The organism is Cupriavidus sp. 30B13 (assembly GCF_049059565.2).
In the GTDB taxonomy this organism is placed as follows: domain Bacteria; phylum Pseudomonadota; class Gammaproteobacteria; order Burkholderiales; family Burkholderiaceae; genus Cupriavidus.
In genome coordinates this window covers 2,821,640-2,843,599 of the sequence record NZ_CP188224.1, presented here as the reverse complement: position 1 = coordinate 2,843,599, position 21,960 = coordinate 2,821,640, and the positions used below count along the sequence as shown (strand labels likewise).

Genomic DNA, 21,960 nt, shown 5'->3' with positions numbered 1-21,960 from the left:
CCGGTGCCGGCGCCTAGCGCGTCTTGCGAAACGTCAGGTTGATGCGCTCGTGCCCGGTCAGGGCGTGGTCGCCGTCGGCCAGCGGCGCGATGCCGTGGAAGGCCAGCCGCGCCGGGCCGCCCCACACCACCACGTCGCCGTGGGCCAGCCGCACGCGCTGGCGCGGGTCGGTGCGCTGCAGGCCGCCGAACAGGAAGACCGCGGGCAGGCCGAGCGAGACCGAGACGATGGGCGCGCGCAGGTCCAGTTCGTCGCGGTCCTGGTGCAGGGACAGGCGCGTGCCGGGCACGTAGCGGTTGAGCAGGCAGGCATCCGGGCTGAAATCCGCGAAGCCCGCCTCGGCGGCGGCCGCGCGCGCCAGCGACAGGAAGCCGCCGGGCATCGGCGGCCACGGCTCGCCGCTGAGCGGGTCGGCCGGCTCGTAGCGGTAGCCGGTGGCGTCGGAGACCCAGCCGAACTGGCCGCAGTTGGTCATCGCCACCGACATGCGCAGGCCGCCCGGCGTGATCAGGTGGCGCCACGGCGCGCGCGCGGCGACCTCGCGCACGGCATCCAGCAGGGTTTGCCCGTGGGCGCGGGCGAAGCCGCGCAGCACGGTCGCGCCGGGCGCGATCGGCTCGGCGTGCGGCGGGTCTTGCTGCGGGAGGGAATCGAAGAGGTCGAAGGTCATGGCGGTCCGGGACGCAGGCGGCGTGCCTGTGCTCAAACCACATGGTAGGCGGGATCGGGGGCAGCGGCTGGTGCCCGATGCGCCCGATGCGCCCGATGCGCCCGATGCGCCCGATGCGCGCGATGGCCGGCGCGGCAGGCAGGGCGCTGGCGCGCGCCTGCCTGCCGTGCGCGGCCGGGATCACGCAAAGGTGTCGACTTCGCCGCGGGCGAGGGTGCGCGCGGGCGCGGCCACGGGGCTGGCGGCCGGGGCCGGGTCGTTGCCTGCCAGCGCGCCGAAGCCGGCTTGCGGGCTGCCGGGCTGGCGTTGCTGCTGCGGCTGGCCGTTGCCGGCCTGGCCGGCAAAGCTGTCGGCGCCGACCGAGGCCTGGCCGAGCTGGATGCCGCTGTCGGCCATCGCGGTGCGCAGGTGCGGCAGCGCGGCTTCCACCGCTGCGCGCACGGCGGCGTGCGGGGAGACGAACTGGGCCTGGGCCTGGTCGTTGACCACGCTGAGCACGACCTTGAGCGGGCCGAGGTCGGGCGGGTTGAGCTGCAGCTCGGCGGTGTGGTTGCCTTGCGTGGACAGGCGCACCATCTGTTGGCTGAGCGCTTGCGGCCACTGGCCGTCGCCCACCGGCGGCGCGACCGGCAGCGAGGTGGCCGGCGACAGGCCGCTGCTGGTCGGCGCGGGGCCGGCGGCCACGGTGCCGGCAGCCATCAGGGCGCTGGCGGCGGTGTCGGCGGGGGCGGCTTCGGCGCCGGCCGGCTCGGCCGCGCGCAGGGCGGCGGCGAACTGCGCCGCGCTGGTGGAAGCCGCCGTGGTGGCGGCGGTGTCGGGGGCGGCAGCGGCGGCGGGCGCCAACGGGCTCCTGGCGCCGGTGGCTTCGCCAAGCTGGAGCGGCGCCTTGTGCTGCTGGCCGGCCGTGCCTTGCTGGCCGGCGGACTGGCCGCCGCCGTTGTTGCCATTGCCGCCATTGCCCTGCTGACCGGCGATGCCGGCCTTGAGGCTGGCGGCCAGGTCGGGGCCGGCCTTGGCGGCATCGGCCGCCGCGGCAGCGGCGAGGGTCGGCTTGTCGGCGGCCTGGGCGGCGGCGTGTTGCGGCGCGCCCTGCAGCGCGGCGCGCTGGGAAGCGATGGTGGCCAGCGTGTCGGCGGCGGTCGAGGCCGCCGGCGCGGCGTCGGCTGTGGTGGCCGCGGCCAGCGGCAGCGCGGGGTCTTTCGGGCCCGGCTGGCCGGCCTGCCCGGCGAGGGCGGCGGCAGCGCCCGCCAGGGCGTCGCCGGCGGCGGCCGGCGCGGCGGGCTGGGCCGGTTGCGCCGGCAGCAGCACGGCCAGCGCCGCGGCGGCGGCCTGGGCCGCCGGGTTCACGGCTTGCGCGTCGGCCGTCTCACCGTCCTTGCCATCCTTGGCGCCGTCCTTGCCGGGGCGGGCCGGCTTGCCCGCCACCGCGCTGCCCTGCGTGCCCTGGGCCGCGTTGCCGGCGGCATTGTTCTGCGCGGTGTTGCCGTTCTGCGTGTTCTGCGCGTTTTGCGTGTTCTGTGCCGGGGCGCCGCCGCTGCCGGCCGGGCTGTTCGCGTTGTTCGCGTTGCCGGCATTGTTGGCGTTGCCGGCGCCGGCGCCGTCGTCGCGGGCGCGCGCCAAGGCGTCGCCGAATCCCTGCGACGCGGCATCGCTGCTGCCGGTGCTGCGCGAGGCGGCTGCGCTGCTGGCGGTGTTGCTGACAATCTGGCTGATATCGATCATGGTCGGATGCGGTCTGGCGCTTAGCGTTGGCGGTCGGCGACTTGCAGGCGGGCCGCGCGCGCGGCGTATTCGTCGGTGTCGCGCTGCTCGCGGCGCGAGATGGCTTGCTGCTCGCGCGTCTCGGCGCGGGTGATGAGGGTGTCGAAGGAGTTCTGGCGGCGCTTTTGCTGCTGCCAGTTGGCGCGGCCGGCCAGCAGTTGCGCCTCGGCGCGCGCCAGCGCTTCGGTCTGCTGGCGGATGGCGGTATCGAGCGAGGCCAGGAACTGGGCGAAGTCCTGCCAGCGCGTGGAGGTCATGCCGTCCTGGGCGATGGCCTGCATGCGCTCGCGGTATTCCTGCCGGTACTGGGTGAGCGCCGCCAGCTGCTGCTCGGCCTGGTTGCGCAGGCCCTGCAGCCGGCCCAGCTCGCGCGCGGCCGCATCCGTATCGTTCTGGGCCAGGTCGGCCAAGGTATTCAATGCAGATGGCTTAGCCATGTTCGCTCCGTTGGAAGAGGCTGTGCAGCTGGCCGATCGAGGCGCCGTAGCCGGCGCGCTCGTGGATGTCCTGCTGGAGGAAGGCTTCCATCTGCGGATGCAGGTGGATGGCGAGGTCCAGCTCCGGGTCGTTGCCCGGCACGTAGGCGCCCACGCTGATCAGGTCGCGGTTGCGCTGGTAGCGCGACATCAGCTGCTTGAAGCGCCGCACGGAAGCGAACTGCGGCGGATCGATCAGCGCCGTCATGGCCCGGCTGATCGACGCTTCCACGTCGATGGCGGGGTAGTGGCCGGACTCGGCCAGGCTGCGCGACAGCACGATGTGGCCGTCGAGGATGGCGCGCGCGGAGTCGGCGATGGGGTCCTGCTGGTCGTCGCCTTCGGTCAGCACCGTGTAGAACGCGGTGATGGAGCCGCCGCCTTCGGGGCCGTTGCCGGTGCGCTCCACCAGCGTGGGCAGCTTGGCGAACACCGAGGGCGGATAGCCCTTGGTGGCGGGCGGCTCGCCGATGGCCAGCGCGATCTCGCGCTGGGCCATGGCATAGCGCGTGAGCGAATCCATGATGAGCAGCACGTGGCGGCCCTGGTCGCGGAAATACTCGGCCAGGCGCGTGGCATAGGCGGCGCCCTGCATGCGCAGCAGCGGCGAGGTGTCGGCCGGGGCCGCCACCACCACCGAGCGCCGGCGGCCGTCTTCGCCCAGGATGTTCTCGATGAAGTCCTTCACTTCGCGGCCGCGCTCGCCGATCAGGCCGACCACGATGACCTCGGCGCTGGTGTAGCGCGCCATCATGCCCAGCAGCACGCTCTTGCCCACGCCGGAGCCGGCGAACAGGCCCATGCGCTGGCCGCGGCCCACGGTGAGCATGCCGTTGATGGCGCGCACGCCGACGTCCAGCACGGTCTCGATGGGGGCGCGCTCGAGCGGATTGATCTGGGTGCCGCCGAGCGTGACCTCGGTGGCCGCGGCGATGGGGCCGAGCCCGTCGAGCGGTCGGCCGGCGGCGTCGAGCACGCGGCCGAGCAGGCCTTCGCCGACCGGCAGGCGCTTGGAGCCGGGCTCGCGCGGGGTGGCGTCGCCGCTGGGGCGCGGGGTGGGTTCGAGCGGGTACACGCGCGCACCGGGCACCAGGCCCACCACGTCGGACTGCGGCATCAGGTAGAGGCGGTCGGCGCCGAAGCCGACCACTTCCGCCTCCGCCATGCGCGGGCCGGTGCCCTTGCCGCCCGGCGACTGGCCGCCGGGCAGCTCGATCAGGCAGTCGCTGCCCACCGGCATGCGCAGGCCCACGGCTTCGAGCACCAGGCCGGCCGCGCGCGTCAGGCGGCCGCAGCTGCGCTTGCTGTCGATCTCGGCGATGCCGGCCGAGGCCGCGCCCAGCGCATCGCGCCAGCGCTGGCCATGCAGGCCGGGCACCGCGGGCGCGCCCGCGGCGTTGTCGGGCTTGGCGGCGCTGTCAGGCATGGGGCGGCTCCCACGGGTCGTCGCGGCCGAGCGCCTTGACCACGCGGTTCCAGCGCGTGGACAGCGTGGCGTCGAGTTCGCCGCTGGCGGCGCTGGCCACGCAGCCGCCGCGCGCCACGGCAGGTTCGGCGCGCACGGTCCAGCCGGCGGCTTCGAGCTCGCCGGCCAGGTGGGTTTCCACCAGCGCCACGTCTTCCGGGTTGAGCAGCAGGCAGGGCGAGCCGGACAGCGCCGGCTCGGCGGCCAGCAGCTCGCGCACGGCCGGCAGCAGCACCGAGGGATCGGCCACCACGGTCTTCTGCACCAGCTGGCGCGCCACGTCGAGCGCCAGCGCGATCAGGGTCTGCGCCACTTCCTCGTCGACGCGGCCGAGCGCGTGGCTGAAGGTGGCGGCCAGTTCCTGCAGGCGGCCGGCTTCGGCGCGCGCGCCTTCCAGGCCGCGCGCATAGCCTTCGCGGTGGCCGTCGCCGTAGCCCTGGGTCTGGCCCTGGGTATAGCCCTGGGCGTAGCCTTCCTTGCGCGCGCCTTCGCGCATGGCGTCGAGCGCGGCGAAGTCGATGGGAGGCGGGGCGGGTTCGAGCGGCATGAACGCCGACGGCTCCGGCTCGGCCTCGCGCGGATCGAGCGAGACCATCTGCCAGCGCTGCCAGCCGCTTTTCTGCGGGGCGCGGCCGCCCGGCGGGGTGAAGCTGGTGAATTCGTCCTGGCGCGGAGCGCCGCGGCTGCCCGCGCGGCGGCCGTCGCCGTCGCTGCCGCCGCCGTTGTTGCCGTTGCCGCGGCGTTCGCCGCGGGCATTCGTGTAGGCCGGGTCCGCGGCATAACCGCGGAACTGGCCAAGCGCACGTTCAGACGTAGGCATCGTCGCCACCACCGATTACAACTTCGCCGGCTTCGGCCAGGCGGCGCACCACCTGGAGGATGTTCTTCTGTTCGGCCTCGACCTGCGAGACCCGCACCGGGCCCAGCGCTTCGAGGTCTTCGCGCAGCATTTCGCCGGCGCGGGTAGACATGTTGCGGATGAACTTGTCGCGCAGCTCCACCGGCGCGCCCTTGAGCGCGACGATGAGCGATTCGGTGGCCACTTCCTTGAGCACGCGCTGGATGCCGCGGTCGTCCACTTCCAGCAGGTTCTCGAACAGGAACATCTCATCGATGATCTTCTGGGCGAGGTCGCCGTCGTGCAGGCGCACGCCTTCGATGACCGCTTCCTCGTGGGCCGTGCTCATCAGGTTGATGATCTCGGCCGCGGTGCGCACGCCGCCCATGCGGCTGCGCTTGAGGCTCTGGCCCGCCAGCAGCTTGGTCAGCACGTCGGTCAGTTCCTGCAGCGCGCCGGGCTGCACGCCGCCGAAGGTGGCGATGCGCAGGATCACGTCGTTGCGCAGGCGCTCGGTGAACATGCCGATGATCTCGGACGACTTCTGGCGGTCCAGGTGGATCAGGATGGTGGCGATGATCTGCGGGTGCTCGTCGCGGATCAGCTCGGCCACCGAGGTGGAATCCATCCAGTTCAGCGAGTCGATGCCGCTGCCCGGGTCGCGCGACTCGAGGATGTCCTCGATCACCGACAGCGCGCGCTCCTCGCCCAGCGCCTTGTTCAGCACGCTGCGGATGAAGGCGCTCGAATCCACGTTCAGCGCCATGTACTGCTCGGTTTCCGAACGGAACTCGGCCAGCACCTCGGCCATCTGCTCGCGCGTCACCGAGGTGAGCGTGGCCATGGCCTGGCCCAGGTTTTGGACTTCATGCGGGCCGAGGTGCTTGAAGACCTCGGCCGCGGCGTCTTCCCCGAGCGACATCATCAGGATGGCGCTCTTCTGCAATCCTTCATCGTTCATCGCTAGACATCCAGTTCTTGATCACACTGGCAACCAGGCGCGGGTCGCGTTGCGCGGCATCACGCACCAGGGCGAGATCGCTTTCGTATTTGGCGGCGAGCCGCAGGACTTCCGGATTGGCCGGCTCTTCGGGCGGCAGCAGTATGGCCGGATCCTCGGTCTGCTCCTGTGGCGGCGGCAGCGGCGGCGCGGTGTACTTGCGCAGCACCGGACGGGCGATCTTGAACCACACGAACAGGGCCAGCAGCGCCAGCATCAGGTAACCGGCACCGGTCTTGGCCAGCGCGATCATGTCGGGCTGCTTCCACAGCGGCAGTTCCGGCTTGATGTCGGTGTCGGCCGTAAACGGGCTGTTGACCACGTTGAGCGAGTCGCCGCGCTCGGCCGAGAAGCCCATCGCTTCCTTGGTCAGGTTCTCGATCTGCGTGAGCTGGGTGGCGGGCAGGGCCTCGGCCACCATCTTGCCGTTGGCGCCGGCCTTCTGGCGGTAGTTGACCACCACCGCCACCGACAGGCGCTTCACGCCGCCGGGCGCCTGCTGCACGTGGCGCACGGTGCGGTCGAGCTCGTAGTTGGTGGTGGAGTCCTTGCGGTTGCTGCTCGGGCCGGACTGGGCCGTGGCGGTGGCGCCGGTCTGCGCCGGCTGTCCGGCCTGGCCTTGCTGGCCGGGCTGCTGGCCCGGCTGGTTGGGCTGGCCCGGACGCGGTGGCTGGGCCGTGGCGATCGGCGCGGTGGCCGGCGCGGGCGGCTGGTTGGACAGCGCGCCGGGCACGCCGCCGACGGGCGCCGCGCCCTGCTGGCTCGATTCGCTCGACTGCTGGCTGCGGATCGCGGCGTTGGCCGGGTCCTGGTTGGGCTTGAACGACTCGTCGGTGTGCTCGACGATGGAGAAGTCCACGTCGGCGGTGACCTGCGCCTTGACGTTGTCCTGGCCGACGATCGGCGCTAGGATGGCTTCCACGCGCTGCGCGTAGTTGCGCTCCAGCGCCTGCACGTACTTGATCTGGCCGGCGTCGAGCATGCGCTCGTTGGTGCCGTTGCCCGACAGCAGGTTGCCGTGCTGGTCGACGATGGAGATCGACTTGGGCGTCAGTTCCGGCACGCTGGACGACACCAGGTAGCTGATCGCCGCGACCTGGCCGTCGTCGATGGCGCGGCCCGGGTAGAGCTGCAGCACCACCGAGGCGGTCGGCTTCTGGCGCTCGCGCACGAACAGCGTGGGCTTGGGGATCGCCAGGTGCACGCGGGCGGACTGCACCGCGCCGATCGACTCGATCGAGCGCGCCAGCTCGCCTTCCAGGCCGCGCTGGTAGTTGACCTGCTCGGCGAACTGGCTGATGCCGAACTTCTGCGAGTCCATCAGCTCCATGCCGGTGGTGCCGCTCTTGGGCAGGCCCTGGGAAGCCAGGCGCAGGCGGGTCTCGTGGACCTTGTCGGAGGGCACCATGACCGCACCGCCGCCGTCGGCGAACTTGTACGGCACGTTCATCTGCTGCAGGGAAGCGATGACGGAACCGCCATCGCGCTCGGACAGGTTGCTGTAGAGCACCTTGTAGTCCGGCGCACGCGACCACAGCACGCCCACCGCGATGGCGGCGGCGAGCGCCGCGCCACCTAGCATCATGGGCAGGCGCGGGTTGGTCCTGATGCGCTCGAACAGCTCGGATTTGCCCGACAGGGCTGCCACGGCGTTCATGCGCGCGCCCCGGTCATGGCCAGGACGGGCAGGGCCGGATGGCGGGCGCCGCTCTGGCTGCCCTGTCCACCCCGGCTGGCCCGGGACATCCCGGCTACGGCATGGCTAAGATCACGCTGCTGACAAAACACGCGTACTCCCCGCGATAGTTGATCAAGATTCGGGTTCCGGACCGGGCGCGGCAACGCAGCAGCACCCCAGATTCGGCACGGTATCGATCATCGTCCAGGGGCGGGGCCGACAATCCCGGGAATAAGCCTCGTTTTCCACCCGATTTCCCGCAATGGCCCGCCCGGCGGGGCAGGTACGCTTCGGGGGCTGGCACAGGGAGCGTGCGCGGATGCGGTTTTGCGGCATGCGCGGCGCACCGGCAGGTCTGCCGGCGGCGGCGCGGGGAAGGTCCGGCGCCATGTTCAACGACTTGACTCTTTCCGGGACCGGTTTCCCCGGGCCAGGCTACGGCCGGCCGGCGGGGCGGGTTCCCAGCGGATCGCCATGACTACCATCTCTTCCATCGAAGGCATGCTGCAGCAACTGCGCGGGCTGGCCCAGAGCGCCACCGGCACGGAAAGCCAGGCCACCTCGGCCGCCGCCGCCGGCCCGGGCAGCTTCGCCGGCGAACTGCAGCGCTCGCTGGCGCGCGTGAGCGCCGTGCAGGACCACGCCTACGGCCAGGCGGACGCCTTCGAACTGGGCAAGCCCGGCGTGTCGCTCAACGACGTGATGATCGACATGCAGAAGGCCAATGTGTCGTTCCAGACCGCCGTGCAGGTGCGCAACAAGCTGGCCGGCGCCTATCAGGAAATCATGAGCATGACGGTGTAACGGCCGCCGGGCTGGCGGCGCCGGTCCTGGATGCCTCGTTTGCCGGAAGAAGACCTCCGTTCGCGGATGCGGGCGGAGTTTTTGCGTTTTTGGGGCGGGGGCTGGCGACGGGCCTGCCCCGTCATCCCGCCCTGGGTTTGCTCCCCTCTCCCGCGGGCGGGAGAGGGGCCGGGGGAGAGGGCGGGGGCTGGCGAATGCCGCGGTGCCGGATTTCCCGGCGCCGTCGCCCCTGCCCTATATCCGAAAATACTCCGCCGCACCCGGCTCGCGGGCCGGCTTGCACACCAGATCGCCGCCGTGCCCGGCATAGACCAGGCAGTGCCCGGGCGTGTCGCGGTTGACCACGCTCACGCCCTGGGCGATGACCGAGCCGTCGCCCACGTGGCTGCGGCCGATGATGGCGGTGTTCGGGTACATCACCACGCCGTCGCCGATCACCGGCGCCACGCCGTGGTTCTTGCCGACCGTGGAGTTCTGGTACAGCACCAGGTAGTTGCCGTAGGTCGCTTTTGCCAGCACGATGCCGACCGAATGGCCGATGAAGAACACCTCGGGCAGCTCGATCTCGTAGAACAGGTCGATCCCGTTGAGCGCCTTGTTCAGCAGGAACAGCCGCGTGCAGGCCTGTGCGTCGCCCTCGTTGCGCCAGATGGTGTTGGCCAGGTAGTACAGGTACTGGCAGTACTGGCTCGAATGCAGGTAGTTGAAGCGCCCCGGCTGCCACATGCGCACGGCGGCGATGCAGCGCTCCAGCCGGGCCAGCGCTTCGGGCTGGTGGCGGGCGATCACCGGCAGCAGCGCTTCGGCCTTGCCGTCCGGCACCAGCGCGGCCACCTGGGCGCAGGTATAGGCCGCCAGGCTCTCCAGGGTCTGGTCGATCAGTTCCACGTTCGGATTCCTTGCAGGTGAGCGGCCACTACGTCGCGCACGTCGCGCGGCGCCACGCCAAGCGCACGCAGGCGCGCCACGCTGCAGACCGCGGCCGGCTGGGGCCGGGTGGCGCGGGCCAGCTCGATCTGCCAGCCGGCGCGGTTGAACACTTTGGCCAGTTCCGCGTTGGAGACGTTGGCGCCGCTGGCGAGGTTGAAGATGCCTTGCGCGTGCTGCGCGGACATGGCGGCCAGCGCCTGCGCCACGTCGTCCAGATGGATGTAGTCGCGCACGAAGGCGGCGTCGCTGTCGAGGCGGAACGCGCGCTCGGCGGCGGCGCGCTGCAGCCATTCCGAGAGAAAGCCCGGCGCGCCGGCGGACCAGTCGAACACGCACGACAGGCGCGCCACGGCGGTGCGCTGCGGCGCCAGCGTGAGGCATAGGTTCTCGCCCAGCGCCTTGGACAGGTCGTAGAGATGGCGCGGGTTAGCCGGCTGCAGCGTGAGCGCGCCGGCTTCGTCGCCCACCGGCAGCGCGGCGCTGTCGTACAGGCGGGTCGACGACAGGTAGATCAAATGGTCCCAGCGGCCCGCGCGCAGCAGCGCCGCCAGCAGGCCGACGTGGGCTTCCACCGTGTCGAACGGGCGCGCGGCGAAATCGGCGGTCAGGCCCGCGCAGTAGAACACGCGGCCCAGGTCGCGCTCGAACAGGCCGGCGTCGTCGCGGCGCGGCACGTAGACTTCATGCCCGGCGTGGCGCAGCGCTCGCACCAGGCGCTGGCCGACGAAGCCGGCCCCGCCGATCACGGTGCACCGCGCGGCGCGGCCGCCGGGGGTGGAGGCGCCCGCCTCGCCGCGCATGCCGCTCTCGCTGACGCTGCTCACGACAGCGGGTGGTGCAGCGCCGGGTCGCGATGCCACAGCAGCTTGGGGCTGACGTGGTGGCAGACCGAGAAGTCCGCGCCCTGCAGCAGCGCCGGGTCCTTGACCGCCACCATGTTGAAGCCGTGCGCCGGGCCTTCCAGGTAGACCTCGTCGACCGGGATCAGCTCGATCGGGCGGCCGGCCATGTCCACGTTGGAGTTGAAGTCGCGCACCGCGAACACGCTGTAGCCGAAGCCTTGCAGCATGCGGATGATCTCGGCGTTCTCCAGGCCGTTGCTCCAGTCCACGTAGTGGCGGTGCACCTCGAACACGATGTTGGGCGCGTCGGGCGCCGGGCGCGACAACTGGTTCTTCGCGCCCTTGAACACGTCGAGCTCGGCGCCTTCGATGTCCAGCATGATGAGGCTGAGCTTGTCGAGCTTCTGCTGCGCGCAGTAGTCGTCGATGGTGATGGTGGCGAAGCTGCTGTCGTCGGTCGCCGTGCTGGCCTCGGCGCGCTCGGCGTGGGCGAACGAGTCGTTGCCGACCAGGCGCAGTTGCGTGCTGCTGTCGGACCACAGGCCCAGGCGCCAGCTCTTGATGTTTTCCACCGCGTTGAGCTTCGCGTTGTTGCGCAGCATGCCGAGCTGGTCGGCATTGGGCTCGAACGCGTGGCAGGTGCCGCCGGCCGCGGCCAGCTGCCGGGCCATCAGGATCACCTGGTCGCCGAAGTAGGCGCCGCCCACCACGGCGTTGCCGCCGCCCTGGCACAGCTTGACCAGCAGCTTGGTGGTCTGCGGCTCCCACACGTGGTCCGGCTGCGCGGGCGTGCTCATGAGGAAGTCGCGCGCGATCTTGGTGCGGTAGAGGAATTCGAACACGGTGCCGTCGGCCAGCGTCTTGCGCAGGCGCGAGTCGTCGTCGTACATGGCGTCGACGATGGGGCCGGTGATGTCGTCGCGCACGCTGCCCTCGTAGCCGGACAGGTCGGCCTCGATGGACTTGCACAGTGCGACCAGCCGGTCGCGCGCGGCCCCGCTGTTGCCAACTTCGCGCAGGGCTTTGGACAGTTTCTGCAATGGGTCGGTACTCATGGATTGGCTCCGAAGTTTGGCTTGATGGTCGGTGACCGGTTGAATGCGGGGATGGGTTGTTCAGTACGCACGGGCCGCCGCCACGGTTGGCAGCGCCATGTCCCTGGCCGAGATGAGCCGGGAGGCGCACGGCGGCCAGGCAATGCCGATCTCGGGGTCGTCCCAGCGCACGCCGCCGCTGTGCGCGGGCGCGAACGGCACGGTCATCTGGTAGAACACCTCGGACAGCCCGGTGAGGGTCTGGAAGCCGTGCGCCACGCCGCGCGGGATGTAGAGCGCGCGCTGGTTGTGCGCCGACAGTTCCACCGAGAACCACTGGCGGTAGCTGCCCGAATAGGGCCGCAGGTCCAGCAGGACGTCGAACACCGCGCCGGTGGTGACGCGCACCAGCTTGTCCTCGCCGGCGGGCTCGTATTGCAGGTGCATGCCGCGCAGGATGCCGGCGCGCGTGTTGCGCGACACGCTCTGCTGCACGAAGCGGCCGTTCAGCCCGCGCGTGGCGAAGGCGTCCACGCAGACCGTGCGGGCGAAGAAGCCGCGCTCGTCGGCGAGCGGTTCCGGGTCCACCAGCCAGGCGCCCTCGATGGGAGTCGGCGTGAAGATCATGGCAGCACCGCGGTTTCCGGGATGGCGACCACGAAGCGCCCGCCCCAGTCGCGGATGCCGGCCATCTGCGCCATCACCTCGTCCTTGATGTTCCAGGGCAGGATCAGCAGGTAGTCGGGGCGGTCGCCGAAGACCTGCTCGGGCGCCACCACGGGGATGCGCGTGCCGGGCAGCAGGCGGCCCTGCTTGGTGGGATTGCGGTCCACCACGTAGTCGATGAAATCGGTGCCCGCGCCGCAGTAGTTGAGCAAGGTGTTGCCCTTGGCCGCGGCGCCGTAGGCGGCGATGCGCTTGCCGGCGTTGCGCGCCTCGATCAGGAAGGCCAGCAGGTCGCGCTTGGCCTTGCGCACGCGTTCGGCAAAGCCCGCGTACAGCGCGGCGCTGTCCAGGCCGGCGGCGTGTTCCTCCGCCAGCGCGGCGGCCACCGCCGGGGTGGCAGCATGGCCGGCGTTCGCGTGGCAGGCGAACACGCGCAGGCTGCCGCCGTGGGTGGGCAGGTGCTCGACGTCGAACACGCGCAGGCCGGCCCTGGCGAAGATCGGCTGCAGCGCCGACAGCGACAGGTAGGAGTAGTGCTCGTGGTACAGCGTGTCGAACTGGTTCTGCTCGATCAGGCGCAGCAGGTGCGGGAATTCCAGCGTGATCACGCCCTGCGGCTTGAGCACCGCCGGCATGCCGCCGACGAAGTCGTTGATGTCCGGCACGTGCGCCAGCACGTTGTTGCCCAGCAGCAGGTCGACCTGCCAGCCTTCCTCGCGCAGGGCGTGCGCGGTGGCGGTGCCGAAGAACAGCTCGCGGCTGTCCACGCCCCTGGCGCGCGCGGCGGCGGCGGTGTTGGCGGTGGGCTCCACGCCCAGGCACGGCACGCCGGCCTGCACGAAATACTGCAGCAGGTAGCCGTCGTTGCTGGCCAGCTCCATCACGCGGCTGGCGGCGCCCAGGCCGAAGCGCGCGGTCATGGCCTCGACATAGCGGCGCGCATGTTCGAGCCACGACGACGAATACGAGGAGAAATAGACGTAGTCGTCGTGGAAATGGGTTTCCGCCGGGGTGGCGTCGCGCAGCTGGACCAGCCAGCAGTGCTCGCACACCATTGCGTGCAGCGGGTAGAAGGTCTCGGCCCGGGCCGCGTCGCCGGCCTTGATGAAGGCGTTGGAGACCGGCGAGAGGCCGAGGTCGACCACGGTTTGCGCCAGCGGCGCGCCGCACGCGCGGCAGGGCGCCTGCGTGGCGGCGGGGTGGGATTGGACAGCGTTCGTCATGCGCGGAATTGATCGATTTGTCGTTCGGTCACCGCGCGGGCGGCGGCCGGGTCTGCCTGCACGGCGCGGTACCAGTGGGCGGTGGCGGCCAGTGCCTGGTCGAGCGTCCAGCGCGGCTGCCAGCCCAGCATGTCCCTGGCCAGGGACGAGTCGAGGTGCAGGTTGCGCGCTTCGTGCGGCGCGCCGGCGGCCGCGCCGGCCGGCTGCCAGCGCAGTTCGGGCCAGTGCGGCTCCAGCGCGGCCAGCACGGCGCCCACCGGGAGGTTGTCCGCGGCCTGCGGGCCGAAGTTGAAGGCCTGCGCGCAGGCCTGCTCGCCGCCGGCCAGCCGCGCGCCCAGCAGCAGGTAGCCATGCAGCGCTTCGAGCACGTGCTGCCATGGCCGCGTCGCGCGGGGGTTGCGGATCTCCAGCACGCCGCCCGCGGCGGCCGCGCGCGCGGCGTCCGGCACCAGGCGGTTGTCCGCCCAGTCGCCGCCGCCGATCACGTTGCCGGCGCGCGCGGTGGCCACCAGCACGCCGCGCTCGGCCAGGAAGGACTTGCGGTAGCTGGCGGCGACCAGCTCGGCCGCGGCCTTGCTGGCGCTGTAGGGGTCGTGGCCGCCGAGCGGGTCGGTCTCGCGGTAGCCCCAGACCCACTCCTTGTTGTCGTAGCACTTGTCGGTGGTGACCACCACCACGGCGCGCACGCCCGGGCAGTGGCGCACGGCCTCGAGCAGGTTGACCGTGCCCATCACGTTGGTGGCCCAGTTGGCCACCGGGTCGCGGTAGCCGGCGCCGACCAGCGGCTGCGCCGCCAGGTGGAACACGATCTCGGGCTGCGCGGCCTGCAGCGCGCGGGCCAGCGCGCCGGCCTCGCGGATGTCTTCCAGGTGGTGGCCGTGCAGCGTGTCCGCCACGCCGGCGGCGGTAAACACGCCGGCCGGCTGCTCGGGCGGCAGCGCGTAGCCGGTCACGCGCGCGCCCAGGCGCGCCAGCCACAGCGCCAGCCAGGCGCCCTTGAAGCCGGTATGGCCGGTCAGGAACACCTGGCGGCCCGCATAGCCGCCGAGCATGCCGGCCGCCGGGCTCGCGGGCTTCGCCGCGCTCACCACGTCTTCCACGGCGCCGCGCCCGATTGCCACAACTGCTCCAGCATGTTCTTCTCGCGCAGGGTGTCCATCGGCTGCCAGAAACCCTGGTGCTCGTAGGCCAGCAGATGCCCGCGCGTGGCGAGCTCTTCCATCGGGCCCTGTTCCCAGCTGGTCTTGTCGTCGCCGATCAGGTCGATGACCTCGGGCTGCAGCACGAAGAAGCCGCCGTTGATCCAGGCGCCGTCGCCGCGCGGCTTCTCGGCGAAGCCGGCCACCATGCCTTCGCTGGTGCGCTCCAGCGCGCCGTAGCGCCCGGGCGGCTGCACCGCGGCCACCGTGGCCCAGCGGCCGTGGCCGCGGTGGAAGGCTATCTCGGCGGTGAGGTCGATGTCGGACACGCCGTCGCCGTAGGTGAAGCAGAACGGCTCGCCCGGCGTGAGGTAGTCGCGCACGCGGCGCAGGCGCCCGCCGGTCTGCGATTCCTCGCCGGTGTCCACCAGCGTCACGCGCCACGGCTCGGCCTTGCGGCAATGCACGTCCATGCGGTTTTCCGACATGTCGAAGGTCACGTCCGACATGTGCAGGAAGTAGTTGGCGAAGTACTCCTTGATGACGTAGCCCTTGTAGCCCAGGCAGATGATGAAGTCGTTGATGCCGTGGGCGGCATACATCTTCATGATGTGCCACAGGATCGGCTTGCCGCCGACCTCGATCATGGGCTTGGGGCGCAGGTGCGACTCTTCGGAAATGCGGGTACCCAGCCCGCCCGCCAGGATGACGGCTTTCATGCGGCTTTCTCCAACACCTGGATGCCCAGGATTTCGTGGGTGGATGGACGGCCCTGGCTGTCGATCAATGCCAGGTCCAGGCCGAACTGCTGTTGCAGGATCTCGGCCAGCGGGGCCTTGTCGTGCCCGCCCGCTTCCATGCGGGCGCTGAGCAGGCGGTACAGCGGCAGGTGGTAGGGGCGCAGGTTGACGGCTTCCATCAGCAGCTCCAGCGCGCGCTCGTGGTTGCCGATGCGCTGCTCCATCTCGCCGAGCGCGAAGGCGATCAGCCAGTGCTTGCTCCACTTGGCCGACATGTTCTCCAGCAGGCTGTTCAGCTCGATGTGGCGGCCTTCTTCGAGCAGCAGCCCGATGGTCAGCACCAGGTGCTCCATCGGGTGCCAGGCGCCGGCGCAAAACACGCCGTCCTGCGCGCGCGGCTGCAGGTGGCCGACGTCGCGGTGCTGGCCCACCAGTTCGGTGAGCTGGCCCTCGAACCAGCGCGTGAAGCCGGCGGCGTCGAAGATCGCGCTTTTCTCGAAGCGGTGGCGCAGGCTCAGGCGCAGGGCGTTGAGCTGTCCGGCGTCGGCGGCCAGCTGCGCGGCCATCGTCACGTAGTCGTCCTCGCTCTCGCAGATCAGGCCTTCGAGCCCCACCGCGTGCAGGAATGGCGCCGACACCCGCGTATGGAACGCCGGGCCGGCCAGCGTCACCAGCGGCACGCCCATCCACAGCGTGTCGCAGGTGGTGGTGCCGCCGGTCACGGGCGAAGTGTCCAGCGCGATGTCGATGTCGTGGTAGGTCAGGTACTGGTTCTTGCCCTCGCGCGGCACGCAGGTCACGCGCTGCGGATCGATGCCGGCCCGCGCCATGCGCGCCAGCAGCGGCTCGCGCACGCTGTCCTTGTCCAGCTCCGCGGCTTCCACCAGCAGGCGGCTGCCGGGCACGCGCGCCAGCACCGCGCTCCACAGGCGCAGCGTGCGGGCGGTGATCTTGCCGAGGTTGTTGCACGAGCCGAAGGTGATGAAGCCGTTGCGCAGCGCGGGCGTCTCGCGCACCTGGTATTGCGGCTGGTACGCCTGCAGCGGGCTGTGCACCAGCGGCTGGTAGGCGGCGAACACCGGCGCGCGCAGCAGGTTCTCGGTGTAGTGGCTTTCGAAGCCGGCCGGGTCGCCGATCCAGTCGGTCACGCGGTGATGGATGGCCGGGATGCCGGTGCTGCCCGGGTAGCCGAGCCAGGTGATCTGCACCGGCGCCAGGCCGTGCACCATGTACTGCAGCGGCGGCGTGCCGGTATAGCCGCCGAGGTCGATCAGCGCATCGAGATGCTCGTCGCGCACGGCCTGCACGATGTCGGCGTCGCTCTTGTTGGCCAGTTGCACGAAGCGGTCCGAGTAGAGCTCGAGCTTGTGCGTGATCTGGTCGCGGTACGAGTGCAGGCCGAGCAGCACGACCTCGAAGCGGGCGCGGTCCAGGTTGGCCAGGAACGGCACCAGGAAATAGGCGCAGGCGTGGCGGTACAGGTCGTTGGACAGGATGCCCAGGCGGATGCGGCCGCCGGCTGCCGGCGCGGGCGTGCGGGCCGCGCCGGGGATCGGCCTGGCGGCCAGCAGGCGGGCGAAGCCCTGCGCCTCGGCAAGCAGGTCGGCGGCGGTGGTCCGTTCGCCGAACAGCATCAGGAACAGCAGGTTGGTGCGGATGCTGCGGTTCTCGGGCTCGATCCCGGCGGCCTTGCGCAGCGTGCCGACGGCTTCCTCGGCGTTGCCGGTGTCGCGCAGGTCGTTGGCGTAGTTGGCCAGCACGGACGCGTTGTCGGGCGCCAGCGCCAGCGCCTTGCGCGAGGCCTCGAGGGCCTGCGCGTGCAGGCCGAGCACGCGCAGGACGATGGCGTAGTTGGCCCAGCCGCCCAGCGACTGCGGGTGCCGCGCCACGCAGGTTTCCAGTTGCTCGCGCGCTTCCTGCAGGCGGCCCATCTTGTTCAGGATGCGCCCGCGCATCGTCATCAGGTCGGGGTTGTCCGGCGCCACCGCCAGCCCCTTGGCGATCCATTCGTAGGCCTGCTCGTCATGGTGCTGCGCCATGTGCGCGAAGGCCAGCCAGTAGTAGGGCTGCGGCAGTGCGGGGTCGAGGTTGCGGGCCCTGGCCGCATGCTCGGCCGCTTCCTGGTAGCGGCCGGCGAAATAGCTCGCGTCGGCCTTCTGGATGTACTGGTTGGCCTTGGGAGTGGCGAGGGTTTTCTTCATGGCTCAGGCGGGCACGTGTGCGGTGGTGGTGGCGGGCGGCTGCGCCGCGGCGGGCACGACTTCGATGCCGAGCACGTCGAACACCGTGGGCACGGCCTGCTGCTCGAGGTAGTCCAGGCTCATGCCGAACTGCTGGCGCAGGAAGTCGGCCAGCACGGCCTTGTCGTAGCCGCATTCGTCCATGCGCGCGCTCAGCAGGCGGTACAGCGGCAGGTGGTAGGCGCGCAGGCCGACGCTTTCCATCAGCAGGTCGACGGCGGCTTCCTTGTTGCCGCCGCGGTATTCCATCTCGGCCAGCACGTAGGGCACCACCCAGTGCTTGCTCCACTTGGCGCACAGGTTTTCCAGCAGGCTGCGGGTCTCGCCGAAGCGCCCGGCCTCGAGCAGGCCGGCGATGGCCAGCACGATGTCGCCCATGCCGTGCCAGGCGCCGGCGAAGTACATGCCGTCCTGTTGGGCGGGTGGCGCCGGGCCGCGCAGCCCCTGCGGGTCGACCAGCGCCGCCAGCTCGGCTTCGAGCCAGCGCGCGAAGCCGGCGCCGTCGGCCACCGGGCTTTGCTCGAAACGCTGCCGGATGGTCAGGCGCAGCGCGTTGAGCCCGCCGATGTCGCCGGCCAGCGTGGTGGCGGCGCTGACATAGGCGTCCTTGTCGGCGCAGATCAGCCCGTCGAGGCCGAGCGCGTCGAGGAAGGTGGCAGAGATGCGGGCGTGATAGGCATTGCCGGCCAGCGTGACCACCGGCACGCCCATCCACAGCGCGTCGCACGTGGTGGTGCCGCCGGTGAGCGGCGAGGTGTCCAGCACGATGTCGATGTCGTGGTAGGTCAGGTACTGGTTCTTGCCCAGGCGCGGAATGCAGTCCACGCGCTGCGGGTCGATGCCGGCCCGCGCCATGCGTGCCAGCAGCGGGCCCCGCACGCCTTCCTTGTCCAGCTCCGCGGCTTCCACCAGCAGGCGGCTGCCGGGCACGCGCGCCAGCACCGCGCTCCACAGGTGCAGGGTGCGGTCGGTGACCTTGCCGAGGTTGTTGCACGAGCCGAAGGTGACGAAGCCGTTGCGCAGCGCCGGCGTCTCGCGCACGCGGTATCCGGGGGCATAGACCGAGAGCGGATCCTGCACCAGCGGCGCGTACACGTAGGCGGCGCGCGGCGCGCGCAGCAGCGTCTCGGTGTAATGCGCCTCGAAGCCGGCCGGGTCGCCGGTCCAGTCGGTGATGCGGTACTGGATGGCCTCCATGCCGGTGCTGCCCGGGTAGCCCAGCCACGTCATCTGCACCGGCGCCAGGCCGTGTGCCATGTGCTGCAGCGGCGAATTGCCGGTGTGGCCGCCGAGATCCATCAGCACGTCGAGCTGCTCGGCGCGCACGGTGTCGATGAGCTGCTCGCGCGACATGCCCGCCAGCGGCACGAAGCGGTTGGCGTTCAGGCGGATCTTGTCGGTGACGTGGTCGCTGACGGGGTTCAGCGAGAGCGCCACCACTTCCACGCGGCTGCGGTCCAGGTTGGCCAGCAGCGGCAGGATGAAGTAGGCGCAGGCATGGCGCAGCAGGTCGTTCGACAGCAGGCCGAGCCGGATCGGCGCGCCCTGGCGGGCCGGCCGGGCCGGCTGAGGGCGCAGCCGTGCCGACATCTGGCGGCCGAGCATTTTCGCCTCGCGCAGCAGGTCTTGCGCGGTCGTGGCCTGGTCGAACAACATCAGGAATAGCAGGTCGGCGCGGATCGTGGCGTCGCGCGGCGACAACGCCGTCGCCTTGCGCTGGGCGACGATCGCCGCGTCCATCTCGCTGGCTTCCTTGAGCGCAAGGGCGTATTGCGCGTAGGCCAAGGGCTCGCCCGGATCGAGGGCCAGCGCCTTCTGGGCCGCCGCGCGCGCGCCCGCGTGCTCGCGCAGGCTTGCCAGCAGGGCCGCGTAGTTGATCCAGCCATGGATCTGGCCCGGCGCCAGTTCGATGCAGCGCTCCAGCAATGCGCGCGCGTGCGCATGCTTGCCGTTGCGCATGGCGATGGCGCCGCCCAGTGCCATCAGGCGGGTATGGTTGGGAAACTCTTCCAGCGCCTGCTCGATGACCTGGCCGGCGCGGATGGTGTCTTGCAGCCCCAGGCAGGCCGCGGCCTGCCAGTAGCGGATCTCCGCCTGCCGGCCGAGCAGCTTCTCGGCCTTCTCCGTCTGCGCCAGCGATTCGCGGAATTTCCCCGCTTCATAGAGAGTCTGCGCCTTGGCGATCGGCGGCGGCAAGGTGGGAGCGTGCTGGGGTCGTTTCATCGTGAGTGGATTTCCAGGCATGCCGGAGCTGGCATTCCGATCACCCACGACGCCTGGCGCGTACAGGAGAAATGACAATATCCGACGCCCTCAACCGTATCAGGGCGGCGTTTTTTCCAGAGGCGGGAATACAAGGCCAAAACGGCGCCAATTCGTGGCCCATGGCCGCGCACGGCGGGTTTGCCGGCCAGGCGGGCGGCAGCGCGCGCCGGCAGGCGGCTCAGGCGCCGCCTGCCGGCGTCAGGCCCGCAGCGGGGCCGGTCCGCCCTCGCCGGCGGCGGCCTTCTCGAGCTGGTAGAGCCAGGCCAGCAGCTCGGCCACGGCGACGTAGAGCTGCGGCGGGATGTGGGAATCCAGGTCGACCTGCATCAGCAGCGTCACCAGCGCGGGGGAGTTGTGCACGTATACGCCGCTCTCGCGGGCGCGCGCGATGATGGCGTCGGCGACCTCGCCGTAGCCCTTGGCGACCACGCGCGGGCTGCCGTCGCGGCCTTCTTCGTAGGCGAGCGCGACCGCGCTGCCGCGCGCGTCGTCCTGTGGCGCCGGCTGGCTCAAGTGAGGGTCTCCCCGGGCGACAGGATGCCGTTGACGGCCAGCGCCGACAGGTCGAGGCCGGTGGCGGCCAGCCGCTCCTGCAACTGGGCGCGGGCCGCGTTCAGGCGGTTGACCGCGTCGGGCGCGGCCAGCCGGGCCTCGATGTGGTTGCCGGCCACGCTCAGGCGCGCCTCGACGGTGCCGAGATGCGGGAACTGCAGCACCAGCCTGGTCGACCACATCGCGCGGGCCGGGTCGGGCGCCGCGCCGTGGCCGCCGGCCTGGCGCTCTGCCGTCTCGCGGCGGATCTGCCAGTCCATCGGCGTGCCGGGCCAGGCTTCGCCGGTCCAGCGGAACTGCTGCGTGGCCAGGGTGTCGAGCTGCTGGCGCACCAGCGCGGTGGCGTCGGGGTGGACCGCCGGGCCGGCGGCCGAGGTTGCCGAGGTCGCGGCTGGCCGGGCGCCACCGCCGTCGCGGCCGTCGGCCGCGGGGCTGCCGGTTTCCACGTGCCGGGCTTGCGGCGGCGGGGCGGACGCGGCCTGGTAAGCCTGCGTGGCCTGCTGCGCGAGGTGGGCCGACGGCCCTTGCGGGACCGGCAGGCCGGAGGTGGCCGGGGCGGCAGCGCCGGATGGCGCGGCCTGGCGGGCCGGGGCGGCAGCGGGGGCCGGGGCATCGTCGCCGGGCACTTCGGCATCCGGCGCGGCCACGGTTGCCGCGGCCATCGTCCTGGCATCCGCGGCGGCGGCCTGGGCCGCGCCGGGCGGCGCCACGGCGGCGGGCTGGTAGGTCAGTTGCAGGACCGGCTGCGGCGCGCCGTCGCCGGGCGTGGCTGCCGCGGGAGTGCCGGCGAGCGGCGCCGCGCCGCGTCCCAGCGCGGCCTGCGGCTCGCGCATCAGGGTCTCGAGCGGCTGCGTGCCGTTGAGCCACTGGCCGAGGTGCGATTCGTAGAACAGGCCGCTCTGCCCGACCTGCCGGGCCAGCGCCGCGGCCAGCGCGCCGGTGCTGCCGGGGGCCGGCGGGCTCGGCAGCAGCGGGGCCGCGCCGCGCAGCGGGGCCGGCTCGGTGCCTTCGAGGATATCCAGGATGACGCGCGCGGCCGCGCTGAAGGTCTCGCGCGCGGAAGGCGGCGCCGTGCCGTCGGCGGGGGCGGGCGTGCCGCCGGTGACCACGCCGGGGCGGTTCTGCTGGACGGTGGCGCCGCTGTTGGCCGGCGCCACCGTCTCGGCGACGGCCCCGGCGGGCATCAGCGCGGCCAGCTTGGCCACGCTCAGGGCGGATTTCAGCCCTTGCGGATCCGCGTTGCGCAGCGCGAGCGCCGGATCCGGCGGGAGATTGATGCCGACCATTCGGCGTATCAGTAGCTGGCGTCGGCGCCGTAGGCGTGATGCAGTTCCTGGCGGCGGCGCGAATTGTTGAGCAGGTGGCCGAGCCGTTCGATCTGGGGCATCACCAGGTTGCGGATGGCGGCATCCTGCGACAGGATGGTTTCCAGCATCTGGTAGCGGTAGCGGCGTTCCTGCGGCGACAGCAGGACCACGTCGTCGTTGTTGCGCAGCACGTTGACCTGGGCCACGTAGCGGGTCTGGAGCGCGCTCAGCGAGTCCCAGTCGCCGGCCCGGGCAGCCTCGCACATCTGGCCGGACAGGGCCAGCAGGGCTTCATAGCAGGCGATCAGGTGGTTCTTTTGGGTGAGCATG

20 protein-coding genes are annotated in these 21,960 nt (G+C 71.5%); 1 reads left to right on the top strand and 19 read right to left on the bottom strand.

What is annotated here, in order from left to right; genetic code table 11:
• Window positions 1-13: 13 nt before the first annotated feature.
• The 7 genes from alkB to fliF all read right to left on the bottom strand — a co-directional run bounded on the left by alkB (window position 14) and on the right by fliF (window position 7,867).
• Window positions 14-670, bottom strand: a complete 657-nt coding sequence (gene alkB, locus ACKI2N_RS31765; RefSeq protein ID WP_420998362.1) for a DNA oxidative demethylase AlkB — start codon at window positions 668-670, stop codon at window positions 14-16.
• Between the two features lie 180 nt (window positions 671-850).
• Entirely contained in the window at window positions 851-2,392 is a 1,542-nt protein-coding gene (locus tag ACKI2N_RS31760; RefSeq protein WP_420998363.1) for a flagellar hook-length control protein FliK, read from the bottom strand.
• Between the two features lie 20 nt (window positions 2,393-2,412).
• Window positions 2,413-2,868 carry a flagellar export protein FliJ gene (fliJ, locus tag ACKI2N_RS31755; protein WP_420998364.1) on the bottom strand — a complete coding sequence of 152 codons (456 nt, stop codon included), beginning with the start codon at window positions 2,866-2,868 and terminating at the stop codon, window positions 2,413-2,415.
• A complete protein-coding gene (gene fliI / locus ACKI2N_RS31750) occupies window positions 2,861-4,333 on the bottom strand; it encodes a flagellar protein export ATPase FliI (RefSeq protein WP_420998365.1) in 1,473 nt (490 codons plus the stop codon). Before fliI ends, fliJ begins: the two co-directional genes overlap by 8 nt.
• Entirely contained in the window at window positions 4,326-5,192 is an 867-nt protein-coding gene (gene fliH, locus ACKI2N_RS31745; RefSeq protein WP_420998366.1) for a flagellar assembly protein FliH, read from the bottom strand. Before fliH ends, fliI begins: the two co-directional genes overlap by 8 nt.
• On the bottom strand, window positions 5,179-6,171 hold the full coding sequence (gene fliG, locus ACKI2N_RS31740) for a flagellar motor switch protein FliG (protein ID WP_420998367.1): 993 nt from the start codon (window positions 6,169-6,171) through the stop codon (window positions 5,179-5,181). The genes fliH and fliG overlap by 14 nt, the downstream gene beginning before the upstream one ends.
• A complete protein-coding gene (gene fliF / locus ACKI2N_RS31735; RefSeq protein ID WP_420998368.1) occupies window positions 6,161-7,867 on the bottom strand; it encodes a flagellar basal-body MS-ring/collar protein FliF in 1,707 nt (568 codons plus the stop codon). The genes fliG and fliF overlap by 11 nt, the downstream gene beginning before the upstream one ends.
• 495 nt (window positions 7,868-8,362) lie before the next feature.
• Here fliF and fliE point away from each other — a divergent pair, with 495 nt between their 5' ends.
• Window positions 8,363-8,692 (top strand): flagellar hook-basal body complex protein FliE, encoded by a 330-nt coding sequence (gene fliE, locus ACKI2N_RS31730; protein WP_420998369.1) that lies wholly within the window; start codon window positions 8,363-8,365, stop codon window positions 8,690-8,692.
• 234 nt (window positions 8,693-8,926) lie between these two features.
• Here fliE and ACKI2N_RS31725 read toward each other — a convergent pair whose 3' ends face one another.
• The 12 genes from ACKI2N_RS31725 to ACKI2N_RS31670 all read right to left on the bottom strand — a co-directional run bounded on the left by ACKI2N_RS31725 (window position 8,927) and on the right by ACKI2N_RS31670 (window position 21,959).
• Window positions 8,927-9,580, bottom strand: a complete 654-nt coding sequence (locus ACKI2N_RS31725; RefSeq protein ID WP_420998370.1) for a hypothetical protein — start codon at window positions 9,578-9,580, stop codon at window positions 8,927-8,929.
• On the bottom strand, window positions 9,571-10,446 hold the full coding sequence (locus ACKI2N_RS31720) for an NAD-dependent epimerase/dehydratase family protein (RefSeq protein WP_420998371.1): 876 nt from the start codon (window positions 10,444-10,446) through the stop codon (window positions 9,571-9,573). Before ACKI2N_RS31720 ends, ACKI2N_RS31725 begins: the two co-directional genes overlap by 10 nt.
• Window positions 10,443-11,519 carry an FkbM family methyltransferase gene (locus tag ACKI2N_RS31715; protein ID WP_420998372.1) on the bottom strand — a complete coding sequence of 359 codons (1,077 nt, stop codon included), beginning with the start codon at window positions 11,517-11,519 and terminating at the stop codon, window positions 10,443-10,445. The genes ACKI2N_RS31720 and ACKI2N_RS31715 overlap by 4 nt, the downstream gene beginning before the upstream one ends.
• A 60-nt stretch (window positions 11,520-11,579) precedes the next feature.
• The gene (rfbC, locus tag ACKI2N_RS31710) at window positions 11,580-12,125 is read right to left on the bottom strand and encodes a dTDP-4-dehydrorhamnose 3,5-epimerase (RefSeq protein ID WP_420998373.1); all 546 of its coding nucleotides are present in this window, start codon (window positions 12,123-12,125) and stop codon (window positions 11,580-11,582) included.
• Window positions 12,122-13,387, bottom strand: a complete 1,266-nt coding sequence (locus tag ACKI2N_RS31705) for a class I SAM-dependent methyltransferase (protein WP_420998375.1) — start codon at window positions 13,385-13,387, stop codon at window positions 12,122-12,124. The genes rfbC and ACKI2N_RS31705 overlap by 4 nt, the downstream gene beginning before the upstream one ends.
• A complete protein-coding gene (gene rfbG / locus ACKI2N_RS31700; RefSeq protein WP_420998389.1) occupies window positions 13,384-14,439 on the bottom strand; it encodes a CDP-glucose 4,6-dehydratase in 1,056 nt (351 codons plus the stop codon). Before rfbG ends, ACKI2N_RS31705 begins: the two co-directional genes overlap by 4 nt.
• A gap of 32 nt (window positions 14,440-14,471) precedes the next feature.
• On the bottom strand, window positions 14,472-15,245 hold the full coding sequence (rfbF, locus tag ACKI2N_RS31695; RefSeq protein WP_420998376.1) for a glucose-1-phosphate cytidylyltransferase: 774 nt from the start codon (window positions 15,243-15,245) through the stop codon (window positions 14,472-14,474).
• Entirely contained in the window at window positions 15,242-17,467 is a 2,226-nt protein-coding gene (locus ACKI2N_RS31690) for a tetratricopeptide repeat protein (protein WP_420998378.1), read from the bottom strand. Before ACKI2N_RS31690 ends, rfbF begins: the two co-directional genes overlap by 4 nt.
• A 3-nt stretch (window positions 17,468-17,470) precedes the next feature.
• Window positions 17,471-19,729 carry a tetratricopeptide repeat protein gene (locus ACKI2N_RS31685; protein WP_420998379.1) on the bottom strand — a complete coding sequence of 753 codons (2,259 nt, stop codon included), beginning with the start codon at window positions 19,727-19,729 and terminating at the stop codon, window positions 17,471-17,473.
• Window positions 19,730-19,969: 240 nt separating this feature from the next.
• On the bottom strand, window positions 19,970-20,284 hold the full coding sequence (locus tag ACKI2N_RS31680) for an EscU/YscU/HrcU family type III secretion system export apparatus switch protein (protein WP_420998380.1): 315 nt from the start codon (window positions 20,282-20,284) through the stop codon (window positions 19,970-19,972).
• Window positions 20,281-21,609, bottom strand: coding sequence for a flagellar hook-length control protein FliK (locus ACKI2N_RS31675; RefSeq protein ID WP_420998381.1), 1,329 nt, complete (start codon window positions 21,607-21,609; stop codon window positions 20,281-20,283). Before ACKI2N_RS31675 ends, ACKI2N_RS31680 begins: the two co-directional genes overlap by 4 nt.
• Window positions 21,610-21,617: 8 nt before the next feature.
• The gene (locus ACKI2N_RS31670; RefSeq protein WP_420998382.1) at window positions 21,618-21,959 is read right to left on the bottom strand and encodes a flagellar protein FliT; all 342 of its coding nucleotides are present in this window, start codon (window positions 21,957-21,959) and stop codon (window positions 21,618-21,620) included.
• Window position 21,960: the final 1 nt, after the last annotated feature.

Coding starts and splice junctions, on each gene's coding strand:
- ACKI2N_RS31675 (WP_420998381.1), bottom strand. CDS start 21,609: ATGGTCGGCATCAATCTCCCGCCGGATCCGGCGCTCGCGCTGCGCAAC.
- rfbC (WP_420998373.1), bottom strand. CDS start 12,125: ATGATCTTCACGCCGACTCCCATCGAGGGCGCCTGGCTGGTGGACCCG.
- ACKI2N_RS31760 (WP_420998363.1), bottom strand. CDS start 2,392: ATGATCGATATCAGCCAGATTGTCAGCAACACCGCCAGCAGCGCAGCC.
- rfbF (WP_420998376.1), bottom strand. CDS start 15,245: ATGAAAGCCGTCATCCTGGCGGGCGGGCTGGGTACCCGCATTTCCGAA.
- ACKI2N_RS31690 (WP_420998378.1), bottom strand. CDS start 17,467: ATGAAGAAAACCCTCGCCACTCCCAAGGCCAACCAGTACATCCAGAAG.
- fliI (WP_420998365.1), bottom strand. CDS start 4,333: ATGCCTGACAGCGCCGCCAAGCCCGACAACGCCGCGGGCGCGCCCGCG.
- fliF (WP_420998368.1), bottom strand. CDS start 7,867: ATGAACGCCGTGGCAGCCCTGTCGGGCAAATCCGAGCTGTTCGAGCGC.
- ACKI2N_RS31705 (WP_420998375.1), bottom strand. CDS start 13,387: ATGACGAACGCTGTCCAATCCCACCCCGCCGCCACGCAGGCGCCCTGC.
- rfbG (WP_420998389.1), bottom strand. CDS start 14,439: ATGCTCGGCGGCTATGCGGGCCGCCAGGTGTTCCTGACCGGCCATACC.
- fliG (WP_420998367.1), bottom strand. CDS start 6,171: ATGAACGATGAAGGATTGCAGAAGAGCGCCATCCTGATGATGTCGCTC.
- ACKI2N_RS31715 (WP_420998372.1), bottom strand. CDS start 11,519: ATGAGTACCGACCCATTGCAGAAACTGTCCAAAGCCCTGCGCGAAGTT.
- alkB (WP_420998362.1), bottom strand. CDS start 670: ATGACCTTCGACCTCTTCGATTCCCTCCCGCAGCAAGACCCGCCGCAC.
- fliE (WP_420998369.1), top strand. CDS start 8,363: ATGACTACCATCTCTTCCATCGAAGGCATGCTGCAGCAACTGCGCGGG.
- ACKI2N_RS31670 (WP_420998382.1), bottom strand. CDS start 21,959: ATGCTCACCCAAAAGAACCACCTGATCGCCTGCTATGAAGCCCTGCTG.
- ACKI2N_RS31685 (WP_420998379.1), bottom strand. CDS start 19,729: ATGAAACGACCCCAGCACGCTCCCACCTTGCCGCCGCCGATCGCCAAG.
- fliH (WP_420998366.1), bottom strand. CDS start 5,192: ATGCCTACGTCTGAACGTGCGCTTGGCCAGTTCCGCGGTTATGCCGCG.
- fliJ (WP_420998364.1), bottom strand. CDS start 2,868: ATGGCTAAGCCATCTGCATTGAATACCTTGGCCGACCTGGCCCAGAAC.